The sequence below is a fragment of the Ideonella sp. P3_A4 genome (genome assembly GCF_056403075.1).
The window spans coordinates 1-12,914 of record NZ_JBFUGE010000142.1; the positions used below are offsets into that span (position 1 = coordinate 1).

General features: G+C 67.8%; 5 protein-coding genes and 2 pseudogenes. All 7 read left to right on the forward strand.

Going from position 1 to position 12,914, the window contains the following annotated elements; all coding sequences use genetic code 11:
• On the forward strand, positions 1-3,500 hold a 3,500-nt coding region (rpoC, locus tag AC1DYI_RS14580; protein ID WP_477204844.1), incomplete at its 5' end, for a DNA-directed RNA polymerase subunit beta'.
• Between the two features lie 667 nt (positions 3,501-4,167).
• Complete coding sequence (locus AC1DYI_RS14585) at positions 4,168-4,941, forward strand: thioesterase II family protein (protein WP_477204845.1); 774 nt, start codon at positions 4,168-4,170, stop codon at positions 4,939-4,941.
• Positions 4,942-5,037: 96 nt separating this feature from the next.
• On the forward strand, positions 5,038-6,642 hold the full coding sequence (locus tag AC1DYI_RS14590; RefSeq protein WP_477204846.1) for an MBL fold metallo-hydrolase: 1,605 nt from the start codon (positions 5,038-5,040) through the stop codon (positions 6,640-6,642).
• 114 nt (positions 6,643-6,756) lie between these two features.
• Positions 6,757-8,304 (forward strand): annotated as a pseudogene (locus AC1DYI_RS14595) (ABC transporter ATP-binding protein); the annotation flags it as partial.
• A gap of 81 nt (positions 8,305-8,385) precedes the next feature.
• A pseudogene (locus tag AC1DYI_RS14600) lies at positions 8,386-8,565 on the forward strand (hypothetical protein); the annotation flags it as partial.
• Complete coding sequence (locus AC1DYI_RS14605) at positions 8,565-10,412, forward strand: non-ribosomal peptide synthetase (protein ID WP_477204847.1); 1,848 nt, start codon at positions 8,565-8,567, stop codon at positions 10,410-10,412. The pseudogene AC1DYI_RS14600 and the gene AC1DYI_RS14605, both read left to right, overlap by 1 nt.
• 102 nt (positions 10,413-10,514) lie before the next feature.
• Positions 10,515-12,914 (forward strand): condensation domain-containing protein (locus AC1DYI_RS14610; protein ID WP_477204848.1); only part of this gene is annotated, 2,400 nt, incomplete at its 3' end.

Consider the following 12,914-nt stretch of genomic DNA (forward strand, 5'->3'; position numbering starts at 1 on the left):
CGCCGGACCTGCGTCCGCTGGTGCCGCTGGACGGTGGCCGTTTCGCCACGTCCGACCTGAACGACCTGTACCGCCGCGTCATCAACCGGAACAACCGGTTGGCCCGTCTGCTGGAGCTGAAGGCCCCCGAGATCATCGTGCGCAACGAAAAGCGCATGCTGCAGGAAGCCGTCGACTCGCTGCTGGACAACGGCCGTCGCGGCAAGGCCATGACCGGCGCGAACAAGCGCGCGCTGAAGTCCTTGGCCGACATGATCAAGGGCAAGAGCGGCCGCTTCCGCCAGAACTTGCTGGGCAAGCGCGTCGACTACTCGGGCCGCTCGGTCATCGTGGTCGGCCCGACGCTCAAGCTGCACCAGTGCGGCCTGCCCAAGCTGATGGCGCTGGAGCTGTTCAAGCCCTTCATCTTCTCGCGCCTGGAGGCGATGGGCATCGCCACCACCATCAAGGCGGCGAAGAAGGAAGTGGAATCGGGCACGCCGGTGGTCTGGGACATCCTTGAAGAAGTCATCAAGGAACACCCGGTCATGCTGAACCGCGCGCCGACGCTGCACCGCCTGGGCATCCAGGCGTTCGAGCCGGTGCTGATCGAAGGCAAGGCCATCCAGCTGCACCCGCTGGTTTGCGCGGCGTTCAACGCCGACTTCGACGGTGACCAGATGGCCGTCCACGTGCCGCTGTCGATCGAAGCGCAGATGGAAGCCCGCACGCTGATGCTGGCATCGAACAACGTGCTCTTCCCGGCATCGGGCGAGCCGTCGATCGTGCCGTCGCAAGACGTGGTGCTGGGTCTGTACTACGCCACCCGCGAGCGCATCAACGGCAAGGGCGAAGGCATGATCTTCTCCGACGTCGTCGAACTCCAGCGCGCGCTGGACAACGGCGCTGTCGAGGTCACCGCCAAGATCGCCGTCCGCCTGGTCGAGTGGACCAAGAACGACGACGGCACCTTCACGCCCGAAACCAAGCTGGTCGACACGACCGTTGGCCGCGCGCTGCTGTCCGAGATCCTGCCCAAGGGTCTGCCGTTCAGCAACATCAACAAGGCGCTGAAGAAGAAGGAGATCAGCAAGCTGATCAACACCTCCTTCCGCAAGTGCGGCCTGAAGGAGACCGTGGTGCTGGCCGACAAGCTGCTGCAAAGCGGCTTCAAGCTGGCCACGCGCGCTGGCATCTCGATCGGCATCGACGACATGCTGGTGCCGAAGGAAAAGCACGGCCTGATCGAGCGCGCCGAGAAGGAAGTCAAGGAGATCGAGCAGCAGTACGTCTCGGGTCTCGTGACCGCCGGCGAGCGCTACAACAAGGTCGTCGACATCTGGGGCAAGACCGGTGACGAGGTCGGCAAGGTCATGATGACCCAGCTGTCCAAGCAGAAGGTCATCGACCGCCACGGCAAGGAAGTCGACCAGGAGTCGTTCAACTCCATCTACATGATGGCCGACTCCGGCGCCCGCGGTAGCGCGGCGCAGATCCGCCAGCTGGCCGGCATGCGCGGCCTGATGGCCAAGCCTGACGGCTCGATCATCGAGACGCCGATCACCGCGAACTTCCGCGAAGGCCTGAACGTTCTGCAGTACTTCATCTCCACCCACGGCGCCCGCAAGGGCCTGGCGGACACGGCGCTGAAGACCGCGAACTCGGGTTACCTGACCCGTCGTCTGGTCGACGTGACGCAGGATCTGGTCGTCACCGAGGTCGATTGCGGCACCGAGCACGGCTTCGCGATGCGTGCGTTGGTCGAAGGTGGTGAAGTCATCGAGTCGCTGCGCGACCGCATCCTGGGCCGCGTCGCCGCGGTCGAGGTGCTTCACCCCGAGACCCAGCAAACGCTGATGCCTGCCGGCACGATGCTCGACGAAGACCTGCTCGATGTGATCGAAGCAGCCGGCGTCGACGAAGTGAAGGTGCGCACGCCGCTGACCTGCGAAACCCGTTTCGGCCTGTGCGCCAAGTGCTACGGCCGCGACCTCGGCCGCGGCGGCCTGGTGAACATCGGCGAAGCGGTGGGCGTGATCGCGGCGCAGTCGATCGGCGAGCCGGGCACGCAGCTGACGATGCGGACGTTCCACATCGGTGGCGCGGCCTCTCGTGCGGCGGTGGCCTCGAGCGTCGATGCCAAGTCGGACGGCTTCATCGGCTTCAACCCGACGATGCGCTACGTGACGAACGGCAAGGGCGAGTTGGTGGTGATTTCGCGTTCCGGCGAAATCGTCATCTCCGACCAGCACGGCCGCGAGCGCGAGCGTCACAAGGTGCCGTACGGCGCGACGTTGAACGTCAAGCCCGACCAGCAGCTCAAGGCCGGCACCGTGCTGGCCAACTGGGACCCGCTGACCCGCCCGATCATCACCGAGTTCGCCGGCAAGGCGAAGTTCGAGAACGTCGAGGAGGGCGTGACCGTCGCCAAGCAGGTCGACGAGGTGACCGGCCTGTCGACGCTGGTGGTGATCGACCCGAAGCGCCGCGGTGCTGCCAAGGTCGTGCGCCCGCAGGTCAAGCTGCTGGACGCGATGGGCCAGGAAGTGAAGATCCCCGGCACCGACCACTCGGTGACGATCGGCTTCCAGGTCGGCTCGCTGGTGCAGATCCGCGACGGCCAAGACCTCGCCCCTGGCGAAGTGCTGGCACGTATCCCGGTCGAAGGCCAGAAGACCCGCGACATCACCGGCGGTCTGCCGCGGGTGGCCGAGCTGTTCGAAGCGCGTTCGCCGAAGGATGTCGGCACGCTGGCCGAGCAGACCGGCACGGTGTCGTTCGGCAAGGAGACCAAGGGCAAGGTACGCCTGCAGATCACCGATCCGGACGGCAAGGTGTACGAAGAGCTCGTGCCGAAGGAAAAGAACATCCTGGTGCACGAAGGCCAGGTGGTCAACCGCGGCGAGCTGATYGTCGACGGCGCGGCGGATCCGCAGGACATCCTGCGCCTGCTGGGTGTCGAAGAGCTGGCGCGCTACATCGTCGACGAAGTGCAGGACGTGTACCGCTTGCAGGGTGTGAAGATCAACGACAAGCACATCGAGGTGATCGTTCGCCAGATGCTGCGCCGCGTGCAGATCACCAACCCGGGCGAATCGGCCTACATCTCCGGCGAGCAGGTCGAACGCTCCGAGTTGTCCAACACCAACGACCGCCTGCGCGGCGAAGGCAAGGTCACCGCGACCTACGCCGACGTGCTGCTGGGTATCACCAAGGCCTCGCTGTCGACCGACTCGTTCATCTCGGCCGCTTCCTTCCAGGAAACGACCCGCGTACTGACCGAGGCGGCGATCATGGGCAAGCGCGACGAGCTGCGTGGCCTGAAGGAAAACGTGATCGTCGGTCGCCTGATCCCGGCCGGTACCGGCATGGCTTTCCACCAGGCTCGCAAGGCCAAGGAAGACATGGACGAGAACGAGCGCCGCTCGATCGCACTGCAGGAGGCCGAGGAACTGGCCGCCGCGCAGCTGCAGCAGCTCGAGCCCACCGCGCCGACGGGTGGCGAGGGCAGCGCCGAGTAAGGCTCAGCCTGTTATCCGCGTCGGCCTTCACGGGCTGACGCCGACCGAAGAGGGCGACTCCGAAAGGGGCCGCCCTTTTTTCTTGCCTGTCGCCCGCGTGGTGCTCGTGTTCGCGTCGCCGGGCTTGTCGGTTGTGGGCTCGACCCCAACAGCGGCCATCTCTGCCGGCGAGTCGCCCAGTTCAAGCGGCCTGACGAAGACTTCATCGGCAACGGCGCCCGATCTTGATTCGCCACGACGGCGTTTGCCGCCATGGCCACCGCGGCTGAAGTCTCGTGCGAGCGCAGCCGTCGAGGCCGCATACCTCACGCCCCACTACCCACTCAATATTGCTGCTTCATGAAAGGGTGGCGCGGTCTAGGCACATAACTATATACCTAGACGCATGTGGTATCCTTTTCAAAAACGACACAAAGAATTTACGTCTGGACGGATCGCACCGAGTGCGCAGCCATCCCAAGCGCGAAATTCGGGTGCGCCATGGAGGGATCCACGGGTGCCGTCGAACACAAGATGAGCGAAGCCTCGAGGAGCGGGCCGCGGCTGCAAAAGCCGGTCTGGCCGCCATTGCCTCGAGCGATTTCACCCTCTTTTCAATCCGGCGCCGGTCCAATGCAGGGCAGGCCCGGGTCTGTCTGCGCCCGTGACAAACGGGCGCACCTGATACATGGAATCTTCTCGCTGGTTGATCCGGACGCCGGGCCCTGCCCGCCGATTGCGCCTGTATTGCTTTCCATATGCCGGCGGCAGCGCAGCGGCCTATGCCGACTGGCAGGCCGGCCTGCCGGCTGATATTGAGGTCTGTGCCGTGCAGCCGCCGGGCCGCGGCGCCCGCTTCATCGAGACGCCCGTCGACTCGCTCGCGCAGATGTTGGAGGCGCTCACGCCGGCCTTCCTCGCTTCGGCCGACCGGCCGTTTGCTTTTTTCGGCCACAGCCTCGGCGCGCTGGTCGCGTTCGAGTTCACGCGCCACCTGGCGCGCTTGCGCCTGCCGCAGCCCGTCCACCTTTTCGTGTCGGGTTGCCAGGCGCCCCAATGGCGAGACCCGGCCCGGGGCTTGCACCTGCTTGGCGACGAGGCGCTCATCGAGGTGTTGAGGGACTACAACGGCACGCCGCCCGAAGTCCTTGCCGATCGTGAGTTGCTGGCCCTGCTGCTGCCCATGATCCGCGCCGACTTCTCCCTCGCCGAGACCTACCGCTACCAGCCCGGTGCTCGCCTGGCGGTGCCGGTGACTGCGCTCGCAGGACGCGGCGAGGCCTACCGCTTGCCCGAGCAGGTGCTGGGCTGGCAGGACGAGACCAGCGCGGCCTTCTCCAGCCATTGGTTCGACGGTGACCACTTCTTCTTGAACCCGCGGCGCGACGCCGTGCTGGCCACGATCGCGCGCGCGATCGGCCTGCAAGCGCCTGCGCCGGCCGAGGCCGCGCTGCAGCCCTGACGGCGCCGGCCGCCGCCGACGTCGACCGTTTCGCCATCGGCGCAGGCCGCGTGCCTGCCCAACGACCTCTCCTTTCCGATTCACTCCACCTACACCATGACCGACACGCGCCTGTACCTCAAGGAAGACGTCTACTTCGAGCCGCTGTTCAACCATTGGTACGCCTGGCCGTACTTGCTCGCACCAGTGCAGGCTTCGCGCTACATCGTGAACACGCACCAGCGGCTGATGAAGTCGTTCATCGCCAACCACAGCCTGCACATCATGATGTCGCAGGAGCCCGGCATGGCCGGCGGTGACTACATGAACTGCCGCGAGGACGAGGTGGACCAGGTCCGCGCGCTCGTCGACGAGATCGACAGCCGCTGCGGTGACCTCGTGCAGCTGTCGAAATCCGTCGAGGCCCTCGACGAGCTGTTGCGCCGCCACACGACGGGCGAGACCATCGAGCCGCTGTACGAGCACGTCCCCGAGGCGTTGCGCGGCTTCGTCGAACTGCACCTCGACGCCGAGCATCGGCCGTCCTACCGGCTGCTCGAAGCCCTGCTGTACAAGAGCCGCTACTACCGTCGTGATCTGCAAAGCGTGTCGTTCGGCCTGCTCTCCGAAGACGGCATGCGGCCTTTCGTCTTGAGCACACCTCGGCTGCCCGATGCGCGCCACCTGCAACTGCGCGGGATCGGCTTCGACTCGCCGGTGCTCGAGCGCCTGCTGAAGGCCCGCGAGGTTCCGCTGGAGGAGGCTGAGGCGCATGCGCTGTTCGAGCAATGCACGCTGGCCGGCGGCCTGGCCTGGCGCGAGTTGTTCACGACGCAGGCCCCGAGCCGCCTGCATGTGCCGGTGACCGAAGGCGTGCGCCTGCAGTACGTCGGCCACGCGGGCTTCCTCGTCGAGACCGCGACCGTCTCGCTGCTGGTCGACCCGGTCATCGCTGCACGCGGCACCACCAACGCGGACCAAGTCGTCAGCTTCAGCGAGTTGCCGCCGCACATCGACTACGTCTGCCTGACGCACTCGCACCAGGACCACGTCAACATCGAGACCTTGCTGCAGCTGCGCTACAAGGTCGGGCGCATCCTCGTGCCGCGCAACAACGGCGGCTCGCTGCAGGACCCGTCGCTACGCCTCATGCTGCGCGAACTGGGCTTCCAGGTAACCGAGGTCGATGACCTGGACGAGATCGAGCTGCCCGGCGACGGCCGCATTGTCAGTTTGCCGTTCTTCGGTGAGCACGGCGACCTCAACATCCGCTCCAAGACCGCATGGCATTTCGACCTGCGCAGCCGCAAGCTGTTGTTCGGGGCCGATTCCTCGAACATTGACCCGACGATGTACCGGCATGTGCACGAGCACGTGGGCGACATGGATGTGATGGCGATTGGCATGGAATGCGTTGGCGCGCCCTACACCTGGTTGTACGGCGCGCTGCACACCAAACCCGTGGCCAAGAACGTGAAGAATTCGCGCCGCCTCAATGGCTGCGACATGACGCAGGCGTTCGGGTTGGTGGAGCGCTTCAAGCCGAGCCAGGTCTTCATCTACGCCCTCGGCATGGAGCCTTGGTACAAGTACTTCATGGGCATCGACTACGACGACGACTCCAAGCAGATTGTCGAGTCGCGCAAGATGGTTGCCGCCTGCCAGGAGTCGGGCATCCCGGCCGAGTCGCTCTACGGCAAACGGACGCTCGCGCTGGCCTGACCGTCGACAGGGGCGCGCCCCTGTCGCCCCGCCGACACGGCCAGAGGCTGCGGTCGGCGTGTCGCTGCCGTATGCGGCACTTCCCCGTCTCCTGAGGCGCCCTTGATGAACCCCATGCAATTGAACTACGACCGCAAGCCGGCCAGCGCAGCCCCGCAGCTGACCGAATGGCGGCGCATCGCGCGCCTGCTGGTGCCCAACCGCTGGCAGGCGGCAACATTGGCGCTGTGCATCGGCGCCGCTGCCGCGCTGTCGGTGGTGCCAGCGCTGCTGATGCGGCGCGTCATCGACGAGGCAATCCCGCAGCAAAGCGTGGGGCTGCTGTGCCTGCTCGTGGCCGGCATGGTCGCCGCGCCGCTGGTGGGCAACCTGCTCGGCGTCTGGCAAAGCCACATCGCCACGCAGCTGGGACAACAGGTGATGCTCGACCTGCGCGGTCGCATGTTCGACCGGCTGCTGCGGCAGTCGATGGGCTTCTATACCAACACCCGGCCAGCCGAGGCCCTCTCGCGTCTGCAAAACGACGTCGGTGGCATCCAGAACGTCGTCAGCAACACACTCGTGAACCTGGCCAGCAATGCGCTCACAACGCTGGTGACGATCGTCGTGATCTTCTGCCTGGATTGGCGCCTGGCCCTGCTGTCGCTGTTGATCCTGCCCGTCTTCATCCTGCCGACCCGCCGGGTGGGACTGGCCAAGGCGCGCATCGCGGGACGCACGCAAGAGGCGGTGGCCGACTTCAATTCCTATGTGCAGGAACGTTTGTCGATCGGCGGTTTCCTGCTTGTGCGCCTGTTCGGCAGGCAGGAGGCGGAGCGCCGCAACTTTGCGCAAAAGGCCGGCGTTCTGCGCGACCTGAACGTCGAGCAGAACGCGTTGGGGCGCTGGTTCCTGATGTTCATCATGTCGTTCGCCAGCGTGGGGCCTGCGCTGATCTACCTGGTGGGTGGCTACGAAGCCATCCGTGGCGCGATCTCGGTCGGAACGGTCGTCGCGTTTGTCGCTTACCTCACACGCTTGTATGCGCCGCTGTCGGCGATGGTGAACGTGCATGTCGAGCTGCTCGGCGCGACGGCGCTGTTCCGCCGAATCTTCGCGTACCTGGAGCTGCCCGCAGCGGCCGAGCACGCTGCGCTGGCGCCAGCGGCGGCCGGCGTGCCGCAAGGCTGCTTGCGCTTCGAGTCGGTCACGCTGGCCTACGACGACCCGTCGGGCAAGCGCGCGCTGGACGACGTGTCCTTCGAGGTGCCGGCCGGCAAGATGGTCGCCCTGGTGGGGCCCAGCGGCGCCGGCAAGACGAGCGTGACCTACCTGGCGACCCGCTTGCATGAACCGACACAGGGCCGCATCACCCTCGATGGCGCCGACCTGCGTGAGCTCGAGGCCGCCTCGCTCGCGCAAGTCATGGCCAGCGTCACGCAGGAGGCCGTGTTCTTCAACGCCACGGTGAAGGACAGCCTGCTGTATGCCAAGCCCGATGCCACTGACGAAGAGATCGAGCGAGCCTGCCGCCTGGCCCATGTGCACGAGGTGATCTCAGCCCTGCCGCAGGGGCTGATGACCGTGATCGGCGAACGCGGCTACAAGCTGTCGGGCGGCGAGCGCCAGCGGCTGGCGCTGGCGCGGGTCGCGCTGCGCGATCCGCGGCTGGTCATCCTCGACGAGGCCACCTCGGCGCTCGATTCGCAGTCCGAACAAAAGATCACGACCGCGATGCAGCACCTGCTCGCCGGCCGCAGCAGCCTGGTCATCGCGCACCGGCTTTCGACGGTGGTGCGCGCCGACCTGATCCTGGTCATGGACGGTGGCCGCATTGTCGAGCGGGGCACCCACGCCGAGCTCCTTGCGCGTGACGGCTTGTACGCCACGCTGTACCGGCAGCAGTTCCTCGCGCACGAGCGCACCGCCGAGACGGAGGCCTGATGATCATCGACCGCATTGACGCGCAGGCCGCGGCGATACCGCAGCACATCGCCTTGCGCACCGACACGCGCGCGCTGACCTATGCCGAGGTCGCCGAGCGCTCGAGCGCGCTGGCCGACCACTTGCGCCAGCGCGGCGTACGCGCCGGCACAGTGGTCGCGGTGTCGCTGGACGGCTCGCCAGAGTTGATCATCGCGCTGCTGGCCATCCTGCGTTGCCGTGCGCTGTATTTCTGCCTTGATCGGCGGCTGCCCGAGGAGCGCCGGCGCATGCTGCTGCGCACCGCGGCGTGCGAATGGCTGCTGCGTAGCACCGAGGCCGACGACCCTGCGGATGCGCGCATCGACGGTCGGCTCGCTTGCGTCGTGCCGCCGCAGGCGCCGTCCGCGGGTGAGCGCGGACGGAGTTTGGCGGAGCTGGCGGGTGCGCCTGCAGCCGCGGCGATCGACTTGTGCAGTGTCTACTGCACCTCGGGCAGTACCGGCGCACCCAAGGCCGTGCTGTGCAGCGCGGCAAGTGTCGAGAATCGTTTCGAGTGGTTGCAGCGGGTGCTGCCCTTCCGCCCCGATGATGTCGCCTATGGCCGGGCGTCGACCAGCGTGGTGATGTCGGCCTGGGAGCTGCTGTCGCCGCTGATGGCCGGCGTCACGCTTTTCGTGCCCGGGATCGACGACGCCTCGCGGCCGGAGACCTTGCTGGCCCGCGTGGCGACCCACCGCATCACGCACCTCGGGCTGGTGCCCTCGCTCGCCCAGCTGCTGCTGCAGCAGGATCCGGCGGCGTTCGCTGCGCTGCGTGGCTTGCGCTTGCTGGAGATCGGCGGCGAGCACAGCCCCTCGGGCCTGTTCCGCCGCTACGCCGAGCACCTGCCAGAGACAACGTTGATCCACCGCTACGGCTCGACCGAGCAGCCGGCGGTGGTCTGTCGCGTGATCCGCCCGGGCGATCCCGTGGGTGACAGCGTGCCGGCGGGGTGTCCCATCGACGGCGTGCGCGCGGCGATTCTCGACGACGCATTCGCGCCCGTGCCACCCGGCGCGATCGGCGTGCTGCACACCGGTGGGGCAGGTCTCGCGGCCGGCTACGCGAACCAGCCAGCCCTGACGGAAAGCCGCTTCCTGCCCGACCCGGACGGTGCGGTGGTCGGCGGCCGCCTGTACTGCACCGGCGACCTGGCGCGGCAGGATGCGGACGGCCAGATCGAGATCCTTGGCCGCCGCGACTTCACCATCAAGCTGTTCGGGCACCGCATCGAGCCACGCGAAGTGGAGCTGGCGCTGATGGGCCACGCCCCGATCCGCGAGGCGGTGGTCGTGAAGAGCGAGGACCCCACGCAACCCGACCAGCTCGTCGCCTGGGTGCTGGTCGCCGGGCCGCGCCCGGCAGAGCCAACCTTGCTCGACGACCCCGCCCTGCGTCACCACCTGGCGGCGGCGTTGCCTGCCTACATGGTTCCGCGCATCGTCGTCTCGGTAGCGCGTCTGCCATTGCTTCCGAGCGGCAAGGTGGACCGCCACGTGCTGCGCGCCGAAATACTGCCCAGGTCGGGCGGGCCAGCGCCTACGGACGACTTGGCGTCGGCCCCGAGCCGCGCTGGTGCATCGATCGTCGCAGCGGCCTGGTGCAGCGCGTTCGGCCTCGCAGGCGCGCCGGCCGGCTCCGACTTCTTCGAGCTGGGCGGCGACTCGCTGTCGGCCTTGCGCGTCGTGTCGCGGCTGCGCGAGGCGCTGGGTACCGATGTTCCGGTGCGCCTGCTGTTCGATCACCCGCTCTTCGACGACTTTGAGCGCGAGGTCGACGCTTTGCGCGCCCGCCGGGCGCCCCGAGTGACCACCGCCGACGCCTGACATCGGAGGCGTCAAGCCCCCACCCTGCCCGACGCGAGCGTGGTCTGTGGCCGCGTCGCGCGGCGCGTCCCTACGCACCGAACGAGATCCCACGGAGTTTCCATGAGCCCCCATCCCGCCCCGACCGCCGGCGCGACCCTGCACGCCCAGTCCACGCCGATGTCTTTTGCGCAGCAGCGTCTGTGGTTCCTGTCCCAGATGGAAGGCGGCAGCCAGGCCTACCACCTGTCGTTCAAGGCCCGCTTGCAGGGCTTGCTCGACGCAGCGGCGCTGCGACGCGCGCTGGCCGGTGTGGTGGCCAGGCATGACGCCCTGCGCACGATCTTCGGGCTGGACGGTGAGCAAGCAGTGCAGCGGGTCCGGCCCGTCGGGGCCGAGGTCTTCGGCTGGCGCGAGGAGGACCTGCGCACTGCCATGACGGCTGGCGACGGCGACGCGATGCAGGCGCTGCTGACCCGGCTCATCGCCGAAGAGACGCAGACGCCGTTCGACCTCGCGCAAGGCCCCGTGCTGCGCGCCTGCCTGTGGCGACATGGCGAGGCGCTGCACACGTTGGTGCTGACGGTGCACCACATCGTCGCCGATGCCTGGTCGATGGATGTGCTGGTGCGCGAGCTCGGGGCGCTTTATGTGGCCGATGTTCGCGGTGAGCCTGCGGCACTGCCGGCGCCGCCGCTGCAATATGCGGACTACGCTCGCCGCCAGCGTGCGCTGGTCCAGGGCGACAACCTGCAGCGCCAGGCCGCGTACTGGACCGACACGCTGCGCGGCGCGCCGGCGTTGCTCGAGCTCCCGACCGACCGCCCGCGGCCGCTGGAGCAGGACCTGACGGGTGCATCGACATCGGTGGCCCTGGAGCCTGGTCTCGTCGCTGCGTTGAAGGCGTTGGCACGCAAGCACCGCGTGAGCCTGTACATGACCGTGCTGGCCGGCTGGGCGCTGCTGCTGTCGCGCCTGTCCGGCCAGGACGACGTGGTCGTTGGCACGCCGGCCGCCAATCGCGGTGACGCGGACATGCACGAGGCAGTCGGCTTCTTCGCCAACACGCTCGCGCTGCGCATGGACCTCGCGGGGGCGCCGACGGTGGGGCAACTGCTGCGCCGGGTGCGTGACCGCGTCCTGGACGCGCAGGAGCACCAGGACATCCCGTTCGAACAGGTCGTGGAACTCGCCCAACCCACGCGCAGCCTCGCGCACAGCCCGCTGTTCCAGGCGATGTTCGCCTGGCAGAACGCTCTGCGCGCGGGCCTCACGCTGCCGGACGTGGTGGTCGACGACCCCTACGCGCGCGTTCGCTCGTTCACCAAATTCGACCTCACCGCCACGCTGCGCGAGGACAGCGGGCGCGTCGTCGGCGCGATCGAGTACGCCACCAGCCTGTTCGATGCGGCCACCGCCGAAGGCCTGGGCGACCGGCTGGCGCGCGTGTTGACCGCGATGGCCGCCGACGACACCAGCGACATCGACACGTTGTCGGTGATCGGCGACGCCGAGCAGGCCCAGTTGCTCGCGCTGTCCAACGCCGGGCCCGGTTCGCCTGCGCTTGCTGCGCGCGCACCCGGCCCCTGCCTGCACGAGCTGTTCGAGGCGCGAGCCGCCGAACGGCCCCACGCGGTGGCACTCACCTTCGGCGACCAGTCGATCACCTACGGCGAGCTGCAGGCGCGCGCCAACCGCCTCGCGCATGAACTCGTCGAGCGCGGCGTCGGGCCGGACGGCCTGGTCGGCCTGCTGCTGGAGCGCTCGCCGGACCTCGTCGTTGCCATCCTGGGCGTGCTGAAAGCGGGCGGTGCCTACGTGCCGATCGACCCCGATTGCCCTGCCGAACGCCTATCGATGCTGCTGGAAGACAGCGCTCCTGCGCTGGTGCTGGCCGACGCCGCGTTGGCCGGTCGCCTGCCGGCGGATGGACCGGCGGTGCTGTGCCTGGACGAACTCGGCGAACGCCTGGCCACGCACCCGGCGACGTCGCCGGCGCGGCGCACCGACGGCCTGAGCGATGGTCATCTCGCCTACGTCATCTACACCTCGGGTTCGACCGGCCGGCCCAAGGGGGTGCTCGTCGAGCACCGCCAGGTGGTGCGCCTGCTCGAGACGACGCAGAGCGACTTCGGCTTCACAGCCGATGACACCTGGACGCTGTTCCACTCGTACGCCTTCGATTTCTCGGTGTGGGAGCTGTGGGGGGCGCTCGCCTACGGTGGCCGCTTGGTGGTCGTGCCGCGCTGGGTGGCGCGTTCGCCGGAAGACTTCCATGCGCTGCTCGTGCACGAGCGGGTGACGGTGCTGAACCAGACCCCGTCGGCTTTCGTCCGCCTGGCGCAGTTCGACGCCTTGCGGCCCGCGCCGTTGGCGCTGCGGGTCGTCGTCTTCGGCGGCGAGGCGCTGGCCTTGGGCGAACTCAAGGACTGGGTCGACCGCCACGGCGACGAGGCGCCCCAGCTCGTCAACATGTACGGCATCACCGAGACCACGGTGCATGTGACCTACCGCCGCCTGCGT

Coding starts and splice junctions, on each gene's coding strand:
- AC1DYI_RS14585 (WP_477204845.1), top strand. CDS start 4,168: ATGGAATCTTCTCGCTGGTTGATCCGGACGCCGGGCCCTGCCCGCCGA.
- AC1DYI_RS14605 (WP_477204847.1), top strand. CDS start 8,565: ATGATCATCGACCGCATTGACGCGCAGGCCGCGGCGATACCGCAGCAC.
- AC1DYI_RS14590 (WP_477204846.1), top strand. CDS start 5,038: ATGACCGACACGCGCCTGTACCTCAAGGAAGACGTCTACTTCGAGCCG.